Source organism: Microbacterium sp. Root166 (assembly GCF_001427145.1).
In the GTDB taxonomy this organism is placed as follows: Bacteria; Actinomycetota; Actinomycetes; order Actinomycetales; family Microbacteriaceae; genus Microbacterium.
This window is the reverse complement of record NZ_LMGL01000002.1, coordinates 239,110-259,921: the sequence shown is the minus strand read 5'-3', so window position 1 is coordinate 259,921 and position 20,812 is coordinate 239,110. Positions and strand designations below refer to the sequence as shown.

General features: G+C 63.8%; 16 protein-coding genes. 9 read left to right on the top strand and 7 right to left on the bottom strand.

Going from position 1 to position 20,812, the window contains the following annotated elements; genetic code table 11:
- Positions 1 to 311 precede the first annotated feature (311 nt).
- The 3 genes from ASD56_RS09010 to ASD56_RS08995 are packed head-to-tail and all read left to right on the top strand — an operon-like array spanning position 312 to position 3,681.
- Positions 312 to 1,580: an HsdM family class I SAM-dependent methyltransferase gene (locus ASD56_RS09010; protein ID WP_235565674.1), complete on the top strand. Its 1,269-nt coding sequence runs from the start codon at positions 312 to 314 to the stop codon at positions 1,578 to 1,580.
- Complete coding sequence (locus ASD56_RS16190) at positions 1,577 to 2,749, top strand: hypothetical protein (protein ID WP_157535925.1); 1,173 nt, start codon at positions 1,577 to 1,579, stop codon at positions 2,747 to 2,749. The genes ASD56_RS09010 and ASD56_RS16190 overlap by 4 nt, the downstream gene beginning before the upstream one ends.
- Complete coding sequence (locus tag ASD56_RS08995) at positions 2,737 to 3,681, top strand: hypothetical protein (RefSeq protein ID WP_157535922.1); 945 nt, start codon at positions 2,737 to 2,739, stop codon at positions 3,679 to 3,681. Before ASD56_RS16190 ends, ASD56_RS08995 begins: the two co-directional genes overlap by 13 nt.
- Here ASD56_RS08995 and ASD56_RS08990 read toward each other — a convergent pair.
- Both ASD56_RS08990 and mobF read right to left on the bottom strand, forming a co-directional pair.
- Positions 3,648 to 4,040 (bottom strand): hypothetical protein, encoded by a 393-nt coding sequence (locus tag ASD56_RS08990; RefSeq protein WP_055964493.1) that lies wholly within the window; start codon positions 4,038 to 4,040, stop codon positions 3,648 to 3,650. The two genes, ASD56_RS08995 and ASD56_RS08990, sit on opposite strands and share 34 nt — an antisense overlap.
- 81 nt (positions 4,041 to 4,121) lie before the next feature.
- Positions 4,122 to 7,616, bottom strand: coding sequence for a MobF family relaxase (gene mobF, locus ASD56_RS08985; protein WP_157536027.1), 3,495 nt, complete (start codon positions 7,614 to 7,616; stop codon positions 4,122 to 4,124).
- A gap of 358 nt (positions 7,617 to 7,974) precedes the next feature.
- On the opposite strand from mobF, the gene ASD56_RS08980 reads away from it, so the two are divergent.
- On the top strand, positions 7,975 to 8,268 hold the full coding sequence (locus tag ASD56_RS08980) for a hypothetical protein (protein WP_055964490.1): 294 nt from the start codon (positions 7,975 to 7,977) through the stop codon (positions 8,266 to 8,268).
- A gap of 195 nt (positions 8,269 to 8,463) precedes the next feature.
- Here the strand turns inward: ASD56_RS08980 and ASD56_RS08975 are convergent, their stop codons facing one another.
- Positions 8,464 to 11,160 (bottom strand): ATP-dependent DNA helicase, encoded by a 2,697-nt coding sequence (locus ASD56_RS08975; RefSeq protein WP_055964487.1) that lies wholly within the window; start codon positions 11,158 to 11,160, stop codon positions 8,464 to 8,466.
- Positions 11,157 to 13,121: an AAA family ATPase gene (locus ASD56_RS08970; RefSeq protein ID WP_055964485.1), complete on the bottom strand. Its 1,965-nt coding sequence runs from the start codon at positions 13,119 to 13,121 to the stop codon at positions 11,157 to 11,159. Before ASD56_RS08970 ends, ASD56_RS08975 begins: the two co-directional genes overlap by 4 nt.
- Positions 13,122 to 13,313: 192 nt before the next feature.
- Between ASD56_RS08970 and ASD56_RS08965 the strand changes: the two genes are divergently transcribed.
- On the top strand, positions 13,314 to 14,081 hold the full coding sequence (locus tag ASD56_RS08965; protein WP_055964482.1) for a restriction endonuclease: 768 nt from the start codon (positions 13,314 to 13,316) through the stop codon (positions 14,079 to 14,081).
- A gap of 123 nt (positions 14,082 to 14,204) precedes the next feature.
- On the opposite strand, the gene ASD56_RS08960 is transcribed toward ASD56_RS08965, so the two are convergent.
- A complete protein-coding gene (locus tag ASD56_RS08960; protein WP_055964479.1) occupies positions 14,205 to 14,711 on the bottom strand; it encodes a DUF3846 domain-containing protein in 507 nt (168 codons plus the stop codon).
- A gap of 161 nt (positions 14,712 to 14,872) precedes the next feature.
- Entirely contained in the window at positions 14,873 to 15,082 is a 210-nt protein-coding gene (locus ASD56_RS08955) for a hypothetical protein (protein ID WP_082541393.1), read from the bottom strand.
- A 284-nt stretch (positions 15,083 to 15,366) separates the two neighbouring features.
- On the opposite strand from ASD56_RS08955, the gene ASD56_RS08950 reads away from it, so the two are divergent.
- Positions 15,367 to 16,257, top strand: coding sequence for a hypothetical protein (locus tag ASD56_RS08950; protein ID WP_055964473.1), 891 nt, complete (start codon positions 15,367 to 15,369; stop codon positions 16,255 to 16,257).
- A 37-nt stretch (positions 16,258 to 16,294) separates the two neighbouring features.
- On the opposite strand, the gene ASD56_RS08945 is transcribed toward ASD56_RS08950, so the two are convergent.
- Entirely contained in the window at positions 16,295 to 17,275 is a 981-nt protein-coding gene (locus tag ASD56_RS08945) for a hypothetical protein (protein WP_055964470.1), read from the bottom strand.
- A 1,077-nt stretch (positions 17,276 to 18,352) separates the two neighbouring features.
- On the opposite strand from ASD56_RS08945, the gene ASD56_RS08935 reads away from it, so the two are divergent.
- The 3 genes from ASD56_RS08935 (at position 18,353) to ASD56_RS08925 (ending at position 20,801) form a co-directional block, all read left to right on the top strand.
- Positions 18,353 to 18,742, top strand: coding sequence for a hypothetical protein (locus ASD56_RS08935; protein WP_157535920.1), 390 nt, complete (start codon positions 18,353 to 18,355; stop codon positions 18,740 to 18,742).
- The gene (locus ASD56_RS16185) at positions 18,739 to 19,605 is read left to right on the top strand and encodes a GIY-YIG nuclease family protein (protein ID WP_157535917.1); all 867 of its coding nucleotides are present in this window, start codon (positions 18,739 to 18,741) and stop codon (positions 19,603 to 19,605) included. Before ASD56_RS08935 ends, ASD56_RS16185 begins: the two co-directional genes overlap by 4 nt.
- An 86-nt stretch (positions 19,606 to 19,691) precedes the next feature.
- Positions 19,692 to 20,801, top strand: a complete 1,110-nt coding sequence (locus tag ASD56_RS08925; protein WP_055964458.1) for a site-specific integrase — start codon at positions 19,692 to 19,694, stop codon at positions 20,799 to 20,801.
- Positions 20,802 to 20,812 lie beyond the last annotated feature (11 nt).

Genomic DNA, 20,812 nt, shown 5'->3' with positions numbered 1-20,812 from the left:
GTGCGTGCGTTCTACGCAAGCGCGTCGGTGATTCATCGTCGTAGCTCGGGGCATGCTCGTGGCTCCTCCTGCGCACCTCTGCAGGTGCAAAATGCGGGGACTTCCCCAGGACTTCACTCTCACACTAGCCAGCGGGGTCGACCGATCCGGCAGCACGACACGGTTGGCGCACGACAGTCTGTCCACCGCGCAGTGGTGGTCGTTCGGCCGACACGTCACTCCGTATGCGGCGTCACAACCCACCCGTTTGCTCCCGAGTCCGGGCGATGGTAGGTTTGCCGGCTGCTCAAGCTCAGGAAGGGGGCAACGTGATGTCGAGTCCAAGACGCGAGCACGAAGCGATCGTCGCGCGTGTTGTGGAACAGCTGCGCCACGCTGGATTTCGGTCGGTGGAGTCGGACCTGCGCATCGCTGGCACAAACTCGCGTCCGGATATCGTCGCGTGGGCGGCGAGCGAGGACGGAAAAGTCGTTCCCTGGGTAGTCATCGAGATCAAGTCCGGAGCGAGCAGCAGCAAGCCCGAGTTCGTACTCCCGCAGGTCGCGCAGTACGCCAGCACGCTCGGCACCGCAGACAATTACGTCGTCATGGGCACGAAGTGGTTCAAGGCAGATCGATCATTCCGACGTCTTGAGCCTGTCAGCGGACCGACGCCCCCACCGTTTGGATCCCACGGAGAGGTCGACGACCCCGCAGTTGTTGAGCCGCTTCTCACGAACTGGCTTGCGAGCCTCACCCGGGAGATGGCGCCGCGCGAGCTTCCCGTCGGTCTTCCGACACTGGAAGGGTTCTCTGTCACCAACGAGGCGTACTGGCGGGCGGCAATGCGTGCCATCGCCGACACGACCTCGCGGTCGGGGTTCGCCCAGCATTCCAGCAGCCCGCTAATCGCGGCGCTGGTTGCGCGCCTGATCGGTAATCGGCTCGAAGGACTCGTCCTTGACCCGTTCTCTGGTGTCGGCTCTTTCCTTTGGGCGGTCGCCGATCGCGTCAGAGGGGCGATGGAACGAGGCGAATCGCCGCCGAACGTCAGACTCCTTGGCGTCGAGTTGGAGGAGCGAACCGCAGCGATCGCTCGTGCGATTGGCGAGATTGCAGGCGTGCCAACGGACATAGTGGCCGGGGATGCGTTCCGCGTCGAGCTGCCGATGTCAAGTGCGATCGTCACCGCCCCACCAGTGGGTATGCGGCTGCCGCAGCCCTACGAACTGCTCAACGGGCGCGTCACCACCGACATGGACCTGGCCGCAGTCGACCTGTCGCTCCGTCACCTCGAAGAGGGCGGTCGCGCAGTCATCCTGCTTCCGCGATCATTTGTCTACCGTTCCAGCGGCGACGCTTACCGGGAGTATCTCGCCAACGAGTTCCGCGTCGGCGCACTGATCGGCACACCGCGCGGCGCGGTGCCTGGCACGAGCTTCGCCGGTGTGGTGCTGGTGATTGATAAGGGCGATGCCCCTGGCGAGACGTTCGTCGGCCAGGCGGCCGATGACGACTGGCAGGTGCAGCTCGGTGTGGAGGGGGCGCTGACGAAGGCCGCGGTAGATCACCTTGACGGGTTCAGCGAGATCTGGTCATGAGTAATTGGGTACTGACTGATCTCCGAAGCAAGCGGACATGGGACATCGGAAGTCTCGCGATCGACGAGTTCGCCTGGCCTGCCAATCAGCCTCTTCTTCAACTTGGCGAGGTTGCACACACGCTTTCGGCTGTCGAAGAGGCTGAACCAGACTTCCCGGTCATTACGCCGCTGAGTATCGATAGCGTGACTGGAGTCCTCCGTCGTCGTCAGCGCGGCTACATCGGCGCCGCCTTTCGAGTGGGCGGGTTCGGTCGCGCCTTGCAGCCTGGTGACGTGTTGGTTCCGTCGACCAACGTACCCGCGCTCTTCGTGAATGAGACGCTGACCGGCTCGCTCGCGTCTGCGCAGTTTCTCGCCATTCGCCCGGACCCTTCGGTAATCGATTCGCACTGGCTATGGGGAGTGCTGAACAGTCGTTCTGGGCGATCACTTCGGCGCCTCGTAACCGCGGAATCCTCTGGCAAGCTCGACGCAACCGCGGCACTGCTGCGCATGAAAATCGTGGTTCCGAGCCTTGACGAGCAGCGATCCGTGGCATACCGGTTGGTAGCGGTCGAGCAGAGGCTTCGAGGTCAGGAGCAGGAGGGGCCCACAACGTGGTGGCGGGTCACTGACCTGCGCGGCCAGCAATGGCGGTTCGCTCTGGCCTCTGCCAACCCTTCGCTCATGCAGGAGGGTGAGCCGCTCAGCAACTACTGCGAGATCGTTCGGGGGCGCCAGTCGCGTCCGCGCGAAGACCAACCAATGAACCCTTCCACCGACATGCTTCCACTCGCGACCGGTATGTACCTGGCGGGAAGGCGTGATGAAGCTGCGCCAGTGCTACCGAACTCGCTCATCGCCGAACCAGGCGATGTGCTCGTTGCGGTCATTGGCGAGCGACCGCTGGCTCAGGTGGTCAGTCAGCCCATGCTCGTCAGCGACACCGTTTACCGGGTCCGGCCGAGCGAGCGGATGCTTGCCCCCGCGATCGCGAGCTTCCTCAACAGCGCAATCGGTCTTGCACGGTGGCGTTTCCTAGCGCTTGATGGGACCGTGCCTCAGATGCGGCTCACTGACCTGCGGCAGTTCCCAGTCGCCGCAGACGCACTTGAGGTGCAAGCGGCGGAGGTACTTCCAGTGGGACCGCTCGACGCGCAGCTGGAGAGCATCCTGTGGCCGAACTGAGCTGTCGTCTTTCGCCGCTGGTGTACAACGTCCTATATCGCCGCCTCGCTGACGATGCTGACGCACACGCCGCCCTCGAGCCTCGGCTGGCGGAGATTGAACTCGATCTTGAATGGCTCGATTCGGCGGCGGAGGCGTATGGACGCAAGTGGTCTAGCAACGTCGAACTGCTCAACACCGGCGTCCCAGCGGATGAAATCCAGCGCCTCGAAGCTCCGCACGCACTTCTCGCCAGCTGGATTCTGACGGCGTTGCGACGTCGCGGTAGTTCCGATGACTTCTCGGCGGCGATGAGGTCTGAGATTCTCGCCCACCTTGATACCGACGAGCAGGACGTCAGCGAACTCGGCGGCCGTGAAGAGTTCTCCCCAGTCATCGTCGGCTGGACCTTTGGAATGGTTGTACAGAACGACATCGACCTGAACTTGCCTGCGATCCCTGCGACGCCCATCAAGAACAAGCACATCGCTGCGGCGTACGAGGGTCTTGTCCGCCACGTGGCTGCGCTCAGACTTGAGGCCGAACCTTGGCCCGATCTGGTTGGGACGTCGACCCTCGTGCGTGGCGTCGGACTGGCGGAAGCGCTCCGCCCGGAAGAGGGCTCGGCGCGCGCAGCGATCAAGGCGCTCCTTCGCGAATCGGCCAGGTATGTCCCATCGCCGGTCCAGACGACACTCGCGAACCATTGGGATCGCGGCGACATCATCGGCAAGCGAAACGCGGTAGTTCACATCATGCCGACCTCGAGTGGCGGCTTGCCATTCCTCGACGTCATGAACCCCGCCGACAACTGGGGCAAGATCAAGCCCACGATCCAGGGCATCACACAGTTCATATTCCAGGAGGTTGCTCGGGAACTCGCGGACGAAGCGAGCGAAGTGCACCGAGGCATCTGGGATCAGCGGCTCAAGTGGGACGTGGAGGTCTGGTGAATGGCTGACGCAGAAGTCAACGTTGATTCGTTGGGCGTCGGTTCCGTTTCTCGATAACGCCGCTCGATCGCCCGCACGCGCACCAGCCGTACGAGCATAATCGGCCCATTCACCACGAACTTGAGCGCATTCCACAGGCACACCAGGACGAGCAGGTTGATCCAGCCCGGCGCGCCGCTGGTGACCCACTGAGCGAGCGCTGCAGCGATCACAATGTAGACAACGCCGAGAAGCATCGCTGGCACGCACCACTTGAGGCCGCGGCGGGTGTGTGTGGCGCGGATCAGGATGTTCGTCGGCATCGTCCGCTGAAAGAACGAGTAGATGCGACTCACGAAGGCGACCAGTAGTTGGAACATCGGCCAGGCCTCTCCTTCAGGCGTGGGGCAGGCGGTTGCGCTCAGGCTACGCTCGCCCCTCTGCCGCCGATAGGTCCGCGGCTACAGACTGTGGATGCGCCCGGTGCGTCGTAGGCCTCGTTGCGGCTGTGTAGGAGCATCCGCTCGCGATAGCCAGATCGCGCGATCACGCGCCACGCGTGCGGCCGCAGCATCCATTCGCTGGTTCGGCGAGGTAGCGGGAGCGCCGAGCGCGTCATCATCGAAAACGCCGTACCGGTCACGGTAGGCCGCGACAATGCTCGCCTGGCGACGCCATGCAGTCGCTCGCGCCGCTTCCCAGGGAATGCGCCCGAGCGACGCAATCCAGGTCGCTCGCGACGTCAATGCGTTCTCGACCAACGCCGTCGCACGCGCCTCGATGAGATGTGCCCGTTCGTCGAGAGCACGCCGCATTTCGGCATCCATCTCCCCTATCGCCGCAGGGATGAGGCCGGCGATCAACCGGCGTCCGCTCCCCCGCGAGCTGCCACTCGACGGCTGAGAGAGAACTCGCTCGAGACGTTCGTGGAGCACGGCCGCGCCATCCTGAGCATCCTCGAAACCGCGCGCAGAAGCGATTCGCGGGAGCAACGCGTCGACGTCGTGCCCGACCGCTTCGGCGCGTCGCAGGCCGGCAGTCAGTGCGCCGAACGCGTCCGAAGCGATCGCGGCCTCGGCCAGTGCGGCCGGGAGTCCACAGGCTTGGATGAGGTGCGTCCACCGTGGCCGCTGTGCGGACGACGCGATCGTCTCGTACTCGGCAGCGAGCTGCGCGATCGACCCCCAACTCTCCTGCTCGTTGACGAGCGCTTCGTGTGCCGCCAGTTCGGCCCCCACATGTCCGAGCACGCCCACGAGCACGTCGCGGGCCGTCGCATCGGAACGATTTCCGGGATGTAGCGCGGAGTGATTGTCGTCGGGACGCGATGTGACCACGTAGGCAGTGTTCGATGCTCTTCCCCGCGTCATCGCGACGTACAGGTTCTCGCGCGTCGTTCCAGGCTCGATGACTGCGTGCGCCGTGTCCGTTGTGATCCCCTGCGCCCGGTAGGCGGTCACCGCGTAACCGAGGTCGACGTTCTCAGCCACATACTCGGCAGGCAGCCAGAGCGGTCGAGCCCCGATGCGGTCAGTGTTTCGCACGCGCAACGAACCATCGCGACGAATCGCAACGACCCGCCACCGCGAACCGTTGCGCACCCAGCTGCCTCCCGATCGCAGTCGGCGGTCGTTCTTGCGGGTGATGACGACGTCGCCGATGGATGCTGCCGCGTCATCGCGCAGCGGCGCTTCGGCGCTGGCTTCCACAGCGCCGGAAAGGATCAGCTCGGCGCGCGCACGTCGGTTGAGCGCACCGACCGCTTCCCCCGTGTCAGCGACGAGCACTGACGACATGCCGGAGGCGATGTCTCGTAGCCAAGCACCGTAGGCCGCATCGGACATTGCATCGGCATCGCCGCCAACGATCCTGTCATGCGCGCCGTATGCGTCCAGGGCATTTAGTCGCCCGTTGCGGAGGTCCAGGGACGCGTCCTTCTCCCACGCCTGCCGGAAGCGATGCACGTCTGCGAGCTCGGGAGCATCGGAACGTGCTTCGACCAGCATCCGGAACGCGCCGCCTGCGTCGACCGATTGCAGTTGCGCCCAGTCCCCCACCAGGAGGACCTTCGCACCTTCGTGCATCGAGATAGTGCAGATGCGATCAAGCGTCAGCGTGCCGGCGAGGGATGCTTCGTCGATGATGACGAGCTGACCAGCTCGCACTGACGCGTGCCCTTGGCGATTGTCGTGCAACCACTTGGCCGTGTTCTCGGTTGAGATGCCGAGGTCTTCGGCTAGCTCACGAGCGGCGGCAGCGGAAGGCGCGAGCCCGATGACCGAGCCACGCCCGTGCTCGTGCTCCCACGCGAGTCGTAGGGCATGCATCGCCGTCGTCTTGCCGGCACCGGCCGGGCCGATCAAGACATCGAGCTTGCGCGATGAGGTTGCGATCGAATGAAGGGCGTTGCGCTGATCCTCTCCGAGGACGATCCCGTGATTGCGGCGCGCTCGCTCGGCATGCTCGAGGGTTGCAGCGCCGACGACCGGACCGTGGGTCGATTGCAACGAGGCGAGCAGTCGCTCCTCCGCATCCAGGAGAGTGATCGACGAGTAACGCTCGGAGTTGCTCGGGCGGAAGACGGTCGTGCCATCCTCACGTCGGAACTCGGCGGGCGAGAGTGCAAGCTCGGGAGGCGTGAGCCGAACGGAGCGTTGCTCCGCGGCATCCGTGATCATGCCCACGATCGCCTCGCGGTCTTCGGTTGCGATGAAGCGCCACCCCATCGTCTGCCGCGCGGCTTCGGCGTAAAGGTTCCAATGACTCCAGGTCGAACGGCGCTCGCTTGCGACGTCGACGACGCGTTCAGCAAGTTGGTTCAGGATGCTGTGCGGCACGTCTTCGGCGCGCAACGGCGTCGGGGCATCCGCATCTCGAATCACGCCTCGAGCCCATGCCGTCGCGTCGCTTCCGAGCAGTCGGCTTGCGCGGATGCGCCAATCGTGAGTGAGATCCGCGAGCGATCGGAGTTGCTTTTCCGGACGCGTTGATAGCGTCGCCTGCTGGCGTAGCCGGATGACCGTGACCTTCGACGGTGCGTGACCGTGCGTTGCAACGTACTCGTCAACCAGCCGGTCCTTCTCAATGTCGATGTGACGCGAGCGAGACGAGAACTCGGCCACGAGATCCTCGGGAACGGTTGCGATCGCCCAGACGGGGTTGCGATCGGCTTCGCGCTCGCGCCGCTCCCACACGACGCCGAGCGCACGCGTCAGGTGGTCGGCGAACACGGCGTTGTGCAACTCGGAGATCGCCACCGTTGCCGCGTGCAGCGGTCTCCCGTCAAGCGAACGCCACTTGCCGTCGAACACCGTCCGCGCCTTGTTGCTCACCACGACATGCGTGTGCAACTGTGGATCGCCCGCGCGCGAGTCGAAGTGATCGAAAGCGGCGGCGATCAACCCCGTGACCTCGACCTGCGCAACGGCACCGTTGCGTGCTGCCTCGCCTGCGCGGGTCGCGGCGAGTTCCCGCTCCATGAAGGCCAAAACGTCGTCAATGGCGTGGTGATGGGCAGCGGTGATCTTCGCTTGGGTCCCCGCGTCGGCGACCGCCCAGAGGACGGATGCCGACTTCGGCAGCGAGAAGGTGAAGTCGTAGCCGGCCACAGCGCGGCGGTGGGTCTGCAGCGAGGTTGTCGACTCGGGTGGAGTCATGCCATTCGGCCCCGATTCGGAGGCCGAATACTCGGGATATGCCCGCCCGAGAGGAGCACCAGTGCCGGGGTCTCGCCCCATCCCCAGCAGCAACTCGAGTTGGGCTTCGGAGACCCGCGATCCCGCATCGATCCGCCCGTCGGCAAGGGCTGGCAGCCCGCTCCCGAGCCACCGCCCAGGTGGCGTGCCCGACTCTGCGTAGTAGCGGGTCAGCGGGGTGGAAAGCGACCGATCCCCGTCAGCCGCGGCAACCGTGCGGAGGAGGTACTTGTAACCATCGCCGGCGCTCATCACCCGCATCGACACCGACACCCGGCACCGCCTCCCGTGGTCGAACTCCCCGGGGCGGGCACGGTCCTTGATCTGCAAGACGTGTGGGAGCGATGGTTGGTGGCTGAGATTGACAGGTCGGTCGGAAGCGGGGTCGAAGCCGGGTCGCCCGTCGAGGTAGGGATCTCCTGAAAGGGGTCGGTTCTGTCGTTCGGGGTTCGAGTCCTGCGAGGCTGACGTAAGGGACCTCTGTTCTAACCATTGGGATCTGCCCTTCACATCCGAGGAACTGCGAAATCTCGCGGTGCCCGGTGACAGTGGCGAGGGTTCTGGAGCATCTATTGAGTACCGTGCTCACGGCCTATCCCAGAGGCTCGGCCCGAAGAAGGTGGCCGACATCATCCATCGCTACGAGGCAGGCGAGAGTGCTCGAAGCCTCTCCGAGCAATACGGCGTGTCCACGTCGGCGGTCGTGAACCTCCTCCGCGACAACGCGGTCGTCGTGAAGAAGCGGCGCGTCACGAACGCGGAAGCGAAGGCGATGGCCGAGGAGTACGAGGCTGGCGCGACCGTGGCTGTGATCGAGAATAAGCACAAGGTGTCGCATGGCGCCGTACTCAGATCGCTTCACCGGAGCGGCGTAGCGATGCGCGCCAAAGGTCCACGGAAGCTTTCCAAGTAGAGGCGGTCCGCACCGGAACGGAGGAGCTCCCCTGTGACCAACTCAACAACCCGAGTCGGCCCACGCGCGCCTGAGCCGTCGCCGTGCCGGGGGCCGGGGCCGGGGCCGGGGGGGCACGTCCTTCTGGTCTTGCGCCTCAAGGTTCTCGTCGAGGTACTGGTCGCACAGCTGCTGGGCGATGCCAGCTGACGTCGGCTATGACGCGCGGCTAAGCCCCCTTCGTGCCGTGAGCAGCGACACATCCTTCTGGTTGGTCTTGCGCTCGAGCCTTTCGATGACCGCCTTCTGCGTTTCGGGCGTCCAGAAGACCTGGAGATTCTCGCGAGCACGCGTGAGCGCTGTGTAGAAGATGCTGTGCGAGATGTCATCCTCGTTGGCGTCGGTGATGACGACCTTTACAGACTCGTACTCGAGGCCCTGCGCGCGGTGGATCGACACCGCATACGCGACCTGGAAAGGGATCGACGTGTTGAGGTCGACGTCATCATCGTCACTGTTCGCTAACTCGTAGACGTCGAACGCGACGACCGAGTCGCGGATCCAGGTGAGCTCAGTCCTCCAGACGGACAGCTCGGTCACCTCGCGGTCAAGGTCAATCTCGAAGCGGATGTATCCAAGCTGCCGGTCGATGCCGACGATCGTGCCCTTGAGGTTGTTGTAGATCAGCGGCTTGAACCGGTCGCTGTCATTGAAGACGACCGGGTCGCCGACCTTGAACGTCGCCGGCCCGAAGTCGACAGGCTCGCTCGGGTTGCTGCTCTGGAGGAACCGATTAATGTTGTTGATTCCGTAGAGGCCGTCGTAGTTCAAGCAGAGGATGATCTCGTCGTCGCGATGCGCCTCGAACAACTCCTCGCTGAGTACCGTCGAGTAGTCTCCGCGTTCCATCGTCTCGGTGATGTCGTCATCGAGGTTGCGGATCTTCTGCCACAGGGCGAGCAGGTTTGCGTTGGTCGTACGGTAGGGCGTCTCCAGCTCGAAGACTGACGAAGATGGCACGAATGACCGCATGATGCCGAACCAGTTCCCGAACTGGATCGACTCGATCTGATACACGTCGCCGACCAAGACGAGCAGCTTGAACTTCGTCTTCTCCAGTACGCGGAGGAGCGCTTCGTTGCTAACCGTGCTGCACTCGTCGATCACCACAACTTCAAACTCTGGATCGGAGCCGGTCCGCCAATTGTGGCTCGCGATGGTGCGGAACTCGCCGTGCTGGGTCTGTACGCGCCGTTTGAGGTTATCTACCGCAGGGTGTGTATTCGCGAGAAACAACAGTGGCTCTCCGTTGAAGCGCTGGGCGATGTAGTCGATCGTCGTTGACTTTCCGGTACCTGCCGCGCCGTAGATCAAGGCGACGCGAGAATCCGCAAAGAGCGCTTTCAGGGCTTCCGCCTTGATCGGGTCGTTCACGAGAGTTGGGCGCTCTGCGAGCCAGCGCTCCATCGCATCCGTCCAGCCGCCCACGCCCGAACCCGCGTACTCCTGCACCTTCTCGATGATCTTGACCGTGTCGTTCTCGTATCCGCGAATGAATACGTGACCCCGATCCACGTCCAACGACCGAGCCTTGTGCTTGTAGTAGAGGAGGTCGTTGTGGCGTTGGATGAGCGCGGGAACGTCGCCGAAGGGCTCAAGTTCAGTGAGCGGCGTGTACAGCATGCCTCGACGGTCCACGTTGTTCTTGACGCGCCGAGCGAGGAGCTCGTGGGTACGTTCGGCCGGATCGATTGCCTCCATGAGGTCCCAGAACCGGGGCCGATGTCCCAAGGGGAAGGTGCAGAACGGCATCTGATCGAAGGGGATGCATCCCCATTGGAAGTTGAGTCCGGACAGACGGCCGCAGCTGTCAGGACTCCACTGCTCACGGAGCACGGAGTTGCGCATCTGCAGCAATAGATAGCGCAGCAGGACGTAGCCGGCCTCACGGTTGCGGATGGCGACACGCGCCTTGTCGAGCACTGGAAAGATATACGGAGTCTGTGATCGCTCAGTAACCCCCGTCTTGATCTCTGCGTACCGCGCGTCCGGCAGATCGATGAGATCGAGCAGTGTCGAGCCGGTGTTGGTGAGGTACCGCATAAGCCGGCGATACTCCGGGCTACCTGTGTTGATCTTGGTCCTGGGGCCGAAGAAGCGCGCGAAGTTGTCAAGCTCGCAGGGACGAATCGACACCTCCCACTTTCGGATCACCAGGATCGGCATTGTCTGCCCAAGCACATCGATGGCGTCCGCCCGCAGGGTCAACGTCGCGGCATAACGATCGCTGATGTCCTGGTCCGTGAACGCGATGACCCGGTCGAACTTGCTGACCTTGTCGACAGGATTGGTGAAGGTGACCTCGTAGTAGATGCGCCCACCGACGAAGAAAGGCCGAGTCTTCCGCACGTAGTAGCGCGACGAAGAGTCACCGCGCTCGGGCAAGTCGCGGACCGCCTCGATGCGTGCTGCGATCTTCTCGTGGTACTCCCTGAGTGATGGATCGAGGTCGATGGGAAACGATTCAAGATTCCCGAGAACGCTCATCCCGAACTCGTCGTTGAGGTACGTCCGCAGGCGAACCAGGTGCTCGTAGTACTTGAGCATCAGGCGTTCGGAGCTGTCTCCATCGAACGTGTAGTGCGAAGCGCTCGGCTGGAGCATTTTATGGAAGCGGCGGAGGAAACCGAGCTTGGCCTGCGACCGCACATGCGCCAGTCCGGCCTCAATGGCGTCGTAGTCGTGCTCAGTCGATGCGTCCCGTGTGTGCGCCATCACGGCGGCGCCCTCGGTTAGGTGACGCAGCTGCTGAAGCATGTTCTGCGAGAGAAGGCCCCGATTGTCGCCAAGGCTGTCGATGTTTCCTCGGATAGCCTCGTCGATGCTCCGAATGTGTGTCTTGACTGAGCTCACGACGTCGCGCCCGAACTGGCTCGCTTCAGAACCGATTGGAGCTCGGCGTGAGCCGACGCAAGAATTGGGGCGCCGAAGTCGCTGGGACTTGCGCACCCATCTTCGACCAGGCGGCTCGCGACGATCCGCTTACCAGGCATCTTCAGCGAGTGTTCATTCGCCCAACGTTCGACAAATGAGGGCCAGACTTCCGCGGTCGGGTCGGGTAGATCCGGGAGGTCCGGGACGACCGCATCCGGATTGCACTCCTTGAGGAGCTTCGCCAGCGTTGTCGTGTAGGACTCCGCATCAAGAAGATTCTCAAGCGTGAGCGCGCCCAGCGTCACGATTCGATCCTCCGGCACACCGCCCGCGATGAGGTCACGGCGACGGTCGAGCCCACCTTGGTCCCCGTCAACTAGGTACGCCACCCGAGCACCGGCGAGGTCGAGCTCCGGGTACATCTCAGGGGCAACTTCCGAAAGGCCCGGCGCAACCTGATAATCGAGGTCGGCGACACCGACCGCCGACTTAATCAGGCTCGGCAGCACGAGCATCTCCGACGCGCCCTCCGCCAGGACGACGTAACGAGCGGTAGAGAAAGCCGCAGCGCCTGCCCCCATCGCGAGCATCAGCGCCGAGAACCCAGCCGCGCCGTCCCAGAAGCTGCCCTTGATCAGACTGCGGTATTCGTTGTCAGGATCGGGCACAACGGCGCGAATGTTCGAGCCGAGATCAGGCGGAAGACACGCAGGCGAGTGAGTCGTGTAGATGATCTTGGCGGCCTGCTGTTGCGTCATGAATGTGTTCACCAGGTCGGCCTGCGCGTCGATATGGAGGTGTGTCTCGGCTTCATCGATCAAGAGCACTGGCGGGGTGGTCTTCCCGCGCACCTCGAGGAATGCAACCAACGCAACAAACATCTTGAGTCCGGCACTGCGCTCATCGAACTGGGTGATGCGGTTGCCGTTTTGTTTGATGCGGATCGCTAGCGTGGCGCCCTCGGTCTTGAGGACGACCGTCACCTTGGACTGGTTCCACGCCTTGTCGAACTTGGCCGCGAGCGTCTGGTTCGCGCGGTCGATGAGTGTCTCGCGTTCTCCTTCGTCGCCGTTCGTGAACGTCGCCCAGACCTTACCGAGGTCGAGCTCGGCCATGCCGGCCAGATTCCGGAGCGAGGCGGGAGGGTTGGCCACGAGTTCGTCGCTGAGGCCGTGCGCGGAGGCGAGCATTCGGTCCTGCTCACCGAACAGCACAATGTCGGGCGTTCGGCCGTAGAGCGCGGAGGCCACCTCCGCGGTGGGGTCGGCCCTGTCTACCCACGCAATCACCTCGCCAAGCGTGGCGGCGAGCTGTTGTGCGAGTCCATAGACCGACAGATCGTGGCTGATTGCGCGTAGCTCGTCGGCACGCCGTTCAGCCGGAGCAACAGGGCCTTCCGCGTCAGCCTCAGCCAGCAGGCTGGAGATCGCGTTCTCCGCACGCTCTCGAAGCGACGCATGCGCTTCATCGACGGGGTCGACCGTACCGTCCTCGGACGGAACTGGTGCTGTGTATGCCAGCTCCCCAAACGCCTTCTTGGTCGCGGCCCGTTTGACCGCAGCGAGCGCCTTTGAAAGCGGTGCAATGGATTTGCGAGGGGCGGGTAGGACAGATTCACGTACCGTCCCGTCGCCTGCAGCGCGCGATAGCCATATCGACTGCGGGACGTCCTCGAGGTCGAACGCCTCGACCGCCGCAACGTCGCCTTCGTTGAGAAGATACTGAACGCGTACGACGGTCGCGCTGTCGTCGACATTCATCCCACGGGAACGTTCGGAAGCGGTGAGTGTCGCCCCGTTGTCGACATACGCGAGCGCCCTAAGTAGCGTCGTCTTGCCGGCCTCGTTCGGCCCCACGACCGCGATCACTTTGCTATCTAGGTTGACCTTGCCAGTCGCAAGGCGGCCGAATCCTTGGATCTCTGCCTTGACGAGCCTCACAAAGACACCTCGATTGAGGTGGACGTATTCGCGTCATGTGATGTAGTTGCTGTCCCCATTTGGCCCTCATTATGACAGCAGCATGCGACAGGGCAAGCGGCGACGGACCGAGGCGCGGCATCCAGAGATGCTATCCATCAGCACGCACCCGCGAGTTTCCTATGCCGCGCAAGAGTCGGCAAGATTGGCGGGGTGAGCGAGCTGACAACCGACGAAGATCCCACTCCAGTCGACAATCCGCGGTCGACTTCCGAATGGCGGCAGTTCGAACTCCGGGTCGCCAAGGAACTCAAAGCGATTCACCCGGGTGCCGACGTTCACAGCGACCACCGCCTGACTGACACGTTGTCGAAAACGAGCCGACAGATCGACGCCCTCGCCGTGAGCGAAACCATCGGGGTGAAGCACCTGGTTGTCGTCGAGTGCAAGCTCTACCGGAACAAGCTCGGCATCGGCATGGTCGACGAGTTCATCGGCAAGCTGATCGACGTCGGAGCCGCGATGGGAGTGCTCTACACGGGCAAGGGCTTCTCGAAGAACGCGACCGCCCGCGCGGCAGGGCAACGGATCCCGCAAGTCGAACTGCGGATCCTCGATCCCAAAGCCCCGGTGCCGGAGACGCTTCCTCCGAGCACGAGCGTCACGTTCGCGGATCTCCTTGCAGCGACGCCGAGCGACAACTGGGCCGACGAGGCTAACCGAGCGCTGGGGTTCAGCCGCTGCGCCAACGAGAATTGCTACGAATGGGAAGTGCTGCTCGGCGAGTGGCCGAGCGGGGAGCTGGCAGGCTATTGCAGCTCCTGCGGAACCCTCACATACGTCTGCAAGGAGTGTGAGGAGGTACTGGCGTTGGAGAGCGGAGCCAACCGTTGCTGGGGATGCAACGCGCAGTACGACGTCGCCTACGACAGCGGCGGCGAGCCCACCGACATCGTGCAGACAGGGCCGCCAGACAAGTAGGCCGATTCGCTACGACGCGCCGCTCCCGGACGCCGCACTCCGGCCGAATAGAAAGTAGGACGACGACCGCCGGAAAAGAACTCGTGCGTTCTCGATTCCTGACGGTCGTCGCCCCGTTGCCGGTCAGCAGGTGACGTCCTGATTTGGATTCGCCGATGTAATGCGTGCGGCGTCCACAACTTCCCAACGGCTCACGGTGATCATTGCCCAGACGAGCGCCTCGAAGTAGTCGCGGTAGGTCGTATCGTCGCCGTACCACTCCGAATCGCCGAGCCGACGGATCTCGACGCGCCAATCGGCGCGCTTCGTGAAGCGATCGGCGATGTCCAGCGGCACGTCCGTGCTCTCGTCCCGCCTGTCGGGCAGACCCACGACGACCGCGTCGCCCACGAGCATCGCCTTCTGCCTGACCTCCGGCACTTCGTGCCACCACAGGAACGTCGCGCGGCTGTTGAAGGAAAGTTGCCGGAGCAGCCCTTCCTCATTGACGTAGACGGTCACGCCGATCGACGGGATGTCGACAGCCTCGATCCAGCCGCCAACGGCGCTCTGGTAGTCCTCGAGCTCGGCGAAGTCGCGCTCCTCGAGCGGCTCCTCCCCCGCGGCCGGGATGACGATTCCTCTGACCATGACGGTCCTCCTTGATGCAAGCGGCCGAGAACCCGGATGGTTCTCGCACGTACCGCAGCGCATCAACGAGGCAAGGAAAGGCGGCGACCGCCCGGGGAGAGAGCGCGTGGCCCTCGATCCCCGGGACAGTCGCCCCAGTTCGCAGGATCCCCAGTCCTGCGTCAGCCGCGGCCCCGCCTGGGAGCCGCGGCGTCTGGCCCGAAGATGGCCTCGATGGCGGTCTGCCTGGTCTGGGCTTCGCGTTCGATCTCGGCACGCACCGTCTCGGCTCGCTGGAGCACCTTCGGGTCGGACTTGCTGGTCTCGACCCAGGCCTCCAGTGCCAGACGGATCTCTTCGGTGACGCTGCGATCGTTCAGCTGGGCGATCACGTCCAGTTGCGCTCGCAGGCCGTCCGTGATCCTGATGACAGCGGACGGACAGGTCCGAGGGCCGTGGTCGGCACCTAAGGTGGTTCGTTCTCACTCATGGGTGAGCCTCCTCATCGGAAGCGGCGGATGATCCCCGGCTGGAATCCTCGACACCGCAGCCCGACGAGGAGCGGACGGCTGATTATGAACGCGACGTTGCGAAAGTCAATCCTGCGTTGACGATTGCACAACGCACCTCTCAGCGGCGAGGCGCCATGTCGTCCGCTACCGATACCGTCTGAGGCATGTACAGGACGCGCGGCACGTTCAGCCAGGATCTCAAGGACGCCAACACGACGCTCGGGGCGTACCTGCGCTCAACGTTTCCGTACCTAAAGCCCATCCAGGCCGACTACAAGGCTCGCGCCGACGCGCTCGCCGTTGACAGCGCGGGCGCCAGCGCGACGATGATCGGCACGGCGGTCGATCTGATCCCGCGGCTTATCGCAGAGCCGTCCGAGCTGCCGGATTCCGCTGCGCAGCTCTTTCCCTTCAACGAGGGCTATCACGAGGAGTTGGCCGGCCTGGTGGCGCTCGCGAACGACCCGGAGCGAGAGACTCAGGCCAGGGCCGCGTGGGGCCTCGCGCTGTGCGTTTCGGCGTTCCGCGCAGGTGTTGCCGTCGCGCCGCGGATCCCCGAGCTGGTGCGGTCGCGTGAGTTCTCCGCGCCACTGATGATGACAGAGGCGCCTCCCGAGGCTGTCGTCGAACTGACAGCCCTTCGCGAGCTACTCGAAGCCCGCCTGATGTCGCGACTGCAGCCGCCGACCGTGTTCGGACCGCTATTCGACCTGTCGAGGCCCGGCGATGGGCAGCGTATCGCCGCAGAAGCCGACCTGATCTCCGGCGGCACGCTCGTCGACATCAAGTCGAACCTCGCGCCCAAGACCAAGGCCGGCGACCGGCCCGACGTACTCAAGCCCGAGCACGTCCATCAGCTGCTGGGATACGCCCTCCTGGATTACTCGGACGCGTACGAGATCCGGAGCCTTGCCATCTATTCGGCGCGCTACGGCACGCTCACCGACTGGCCGCTGGAGCGCGTCGCTGAGACCGCCGCGGGGCGCGCAGTTGACTTCAGCGCTGAACGGCAAAAGGTGTGGGATCTGATGCAGGACGAGATTGAGTTCGTCTGAACCAAGCTGCTCGGACGAGCTTGACAGCGGAGCCGACTCAGTAGACGCGCGCTGCGAATGCATCCTCGAGATGGCGGAGAAGTTGCGTGAGCAGGTGTGCATCCGGTTCGTCCCCACCGTGACGCACGTTGTAGGAGAACTCATCGATATGTCGCCACTGCGGAAAGTCACCGTCGGGCGGAGCGGCCATCTTCCGCATCCAGGAGGACTGCCGTTCCAGCCGATCTGAGAGAGCCTGTGCCCAGCCCGGATCCGGGAGCTCCAGGCTGGCGTTCACCCGCATCTCCTGGACGGTGTCCATCATCAGGGCGAGGAGCTGCAGGATCGGGTCGTGCTCACGACGACGCGACAGGGGACGGCGCAGATCTCGATACTCCTCGAAGGCTCCCCACGTCCGATCAGCCACTGCGGAAAGCATCGAAGCGACGATGCCGAGCCCTGCGCTGCCGACTGTGTCAGCAGCGATCGCGGGCAGCGCGAGAGCTGCCGCAGTGTCGATCGCAGCGTCCGTCGTAACTTTCGCCACGAAGGGAAGTTCGCTTGCGCCCCTGGGAGTCCCGCTGAGCTGTAGGCGATCGCGCAGTATCCGAAGGTGGAGCTTGAGCCGGTCGCGGACGTTGAGAACAAAAGAGGAGTAGGAGCGCCCCAGTTCAGCTGGATTCGATTCGATGGCGTGGCGCACGTTCATCGAAATAGCTGCGGCGAGTTGGTCGGCAGACGGCGGCGGCGGAGACACGTACCCACCTGAGTGGAGGAGCTCCTCCCACGGCGCAGAACCGACACCAATCAACCCTCGTGCCGCGTACGAGTCCAAATAGACGTCCGCCTGTGAGAGAGATCGCCAGAAGTCCCGATCTGCGATGCACTCGTCAAGGAGGTCGAGAAGAGATCCGAGGCGTCCACGAAGCTCCCCCGCGACCTGCGCCTCCGCGCTCAGCACCCGCGCGGCCTGAGCTCCGCTAATCAGCGAATGACTTCGAGAGAGGCCGCGGTCGATCTGGCCGTGATTCAACAGCATCTCCGGTTTCGGTCGCGGTGGGCGGTCAGATTAGTCGACGGGCTTCTTCAACCCGCACGAAGTGCACTGCACCCAGTTAGTGCTGATGCGTTGCAGCGTGTACGTGCCGCACTGCGGGCACAGATGACCTTTCGCCACCAGGAAGTCCTTTCGTTGGCGCTGCCTCACGTCGTCAGCGACACGAGCTCATCGTAGTGAACACGATGGCCGTGTTCGGCCGATCACACCTGACGACCGACCTGAGAGCCAAAACGCCCCCGGCGTTCCTCCTAGTGGACTGAATACCGGGGGCGTTTCGCTTGCTCGCTAGTCGCTCAGCACAGCACAGCGGTGTGCGCACTGAGATTTCGCGAAAGCAACGGACGCCCATACCAAGACCAACCCCGAAAGAACTTGCGATGTTAGGTCAGTCAGAACGGGTAGTACCTGTACCGAGATTGCTTCCATGAAGTACCTCCAATCTGCTGGTGGTTCGAGAACCAGAATCACGCTGGGTGCTATGCAGAGAAGGGTTAGTGCCACTGCTGTGCCAATAAGCAGGGACCGGATTCGAACCGGTCGACGGCCGCGCATATCTATTGAGTTCTGTGAAGGACTATCGCACACCCCGGTGTCGTCGGTCCATCCGACGCGAGTGACGCGGTGTCAACGCCGAGCTCAGCAGGCACGGTTGATGTCGGACCCTCGTGCGATCCTGCTTCGCATGGGAGAACTCGCCTACATGATCCGCGCCGACTGGGCGCAACAGGCCACGGCAATGGTCCCTCAGAGCGAAGTGATTCGAAGCTGGGTTGGCTCCGCACCGTACATGTTTGCCGTCCCAGACCTCGCGCGCTACAACAAGTCCGACAGGAATCTGGAGCGAGAGGTTGCCGACTACATCGCTCCGCAGGGTACCAAGCGAAGCGTCCACAGCGTCGCGAACTTCGGCGAGCTCCGAAACACTGACACGGTCGTGGAGCGCTGCGTCATCGCAGTGCACCCAGAAGGCGCGAGGACGTCGAGACGCTCCATGAGCTCGTCGACGACGGCAAACTCCAGAAACTCTTCGTCCTCATCTGGTGGCACGCCGATGAGGTGCGCACTTGGCTCGATGCGCACGGTGCGCTCAATCTGCACACCGGAGAAGCCGCACCAGCGCCCGACCCGCTCATGGTGGAGGCAGCCAGCATGATGGTGGATGAGCAGTACAACGGGCTCAGCTCCGGCTACGGCAAGGACGCGGTTGTCCAACTTGTGCGCGCCTTCGCCAGCGAGGGCCTCCCCGTCGATCCCGAATCATGGCTGCGCGCCTACTTCGTCGCGGGCGGTGACTTCCGGCACGCCGATTCAATCAATAAGCTCGTGACCGAGATGCGCAGCGGTGTCAAGCACCGGGTCCAGTCTCGCTACGTCGACAACATTTTCCAGCTCATCAGTGACCGGGTGCAATCGCGTTCATCTACCGTCGAGACCCTCGTCCCATGACGCTCCACGCGGCGGTGCGGGAAGTGCTCGCGGCGGCAGGAGAACCACTGACTCCTCGCCAGGTTGCAGACGAAGTGAATCGGCGTGGGCTCTACCAACGTGCCGATCTCCGGCCGATTGGCTCCGGGCAGATCAGCGCCCGCGCGCGAAACTACCCTCACCTATTCGACGTCGCCGACGGCAAGATCTCGTTGATCAGTACCGGGAGTGTCGCGCCCGAACTCCGATGCACGGCGTGCGCGCTCGCCGTGAAACCGCGAACTATCGAGAGGATGCCGACACCGAGGCAGGCTCCAAGCGACGTCAAACATACGTTGCTCGAACCCACGCACTTCCGCAGCGCCAAGGAGGTCGACGCTGATGTGCCGGATCAGTTCGGGCTCTACGCCATCCGCGCTCGAAGCCTGGTCGTGATCCCCGAGCCGTATCGCTCGGTTGCGGAGGAACGCGAGTCCACCCTGATCTACATCGGCGAGGCGACCGGCCAGACGCTCCGGAAGCGGTTCCTTCGCAACGAGCTTCGCGGTCGGGGGCACGGCACCTTCTTTCGTAGCATTGGGGCGGTCCTCGGATACCGTCCGGTGGCCGGCTCATTGGTGGGCAAGGCGAATCAGCGCAACTACCGCTTCTCCCCCACCGACACCGTTGCGATCGTGAACTGGATCAACGACAACCTGGAGGTCTCTTGGGTCGCGTTCGATGAGGGTGTGCACGACGTCGAGGTCGCACTTATCCGGCGCCATGGGCCGCTCTTGAACCTCCGCGACAACCCTCGTGCCCTTCGCGAATTGTCGGCGCTCCGTGCGCAGTGCTGCGCGATCGCACAGGGTGTCGCCAGCGAGAAGGACGCCACGATCCTCTGACGCCTTCCCCTCGGACTCAGAGCGCTGCCGCGCAGGACAGACTGAGAGGAACATTGCGGCGCACCGTGAGTAGAGGCGAGGGCACCATGGGCTCGGTAACTCCGTATGAAACCGTAAAGGGCCGTCGCTATCGTGCGCGCTACCGAAAGCCGGATGGACGCGAAACGGAGAAGCGCGGCTTCGCCACTCGGCGTGAGGCAGAGCTCTTCCTCTCCTCGGTCACCGTTGCCAAAGCCACCGGCGCCTACATCGACCCGGAACTGGCGAAGATCCGCGTAGGCGATCTCGCCGCTGTCTGGCTGGAATCGAAGCAGCCGCCGATGCTCAAACCGGCGTCGTTCCAGCCGCTGGTGACGTCGTGGAACGCGCACGTCGCGCCTGTGTGGGGACACCGTGAACTCTCCTCAATCCACAAGTCTGAAGTGCAGGCGTGGGTGTCTGACCTGGCCACTCGTAAGTCCCGCTCGGTTGTGATGCGCGCACTCGGCGTCCTGGCCGGCATCATCGACATGGCCGTGGATGACCAGCGCATCGCCACCAACCCGGCGCGGGGGCTTCGCACGCTGCCAAAGCGAGGCGTGGCGAAGCCGCGGGTGTATCTCACCCATGAGCAGGTCAGCACGCTCGCGGCGAACTCGGCGCATCCGACCCTGGTCCTCGTGCTCGCCTACACGGGGCTGCGCTGGGGTGAGGCGACGGCGCTGCGTGTCCGCCATGTCAGCCGAGCCAGACGCCGCTTGAGCGTTGAAGAGAATGCGGTGCTGGTGAAGTGGGAGATTCACGTCGGGACCCCGAAGACCCACGAGCGGCGCTCCGTGCCGTACCCCGAACGTCTCGACCCGCTCATCAAGGCCGCCTGTCGCGACAAGGCGCCTGACGGCCTGCTGTTCGGCAACGGCGTGACGCATATGAAGCGCGAGAGCGACGAGCGGAGCTGGTTCGCCACGGCGGTGCGTCGGGCCCGACAGGAAGACCCCTCGATCCCCCGGTTGACACCACACGACCTCCGGCACACTGCTGCGTCACTGGCGATCAGCGCGGGCGCCAACGTCAAGGCAGTCCAGCGAATGCTCGGTCACGCGTCGGCGGCGATGACGCTCGACACCTACGCCGATCTATTCGACGACGATCTCGACGCGGTTGCAGCTCGCCTCAACGACGCGATGCCCGACCCGCCGCCACCGCCCGCGCCATGAACGCTTAAGAC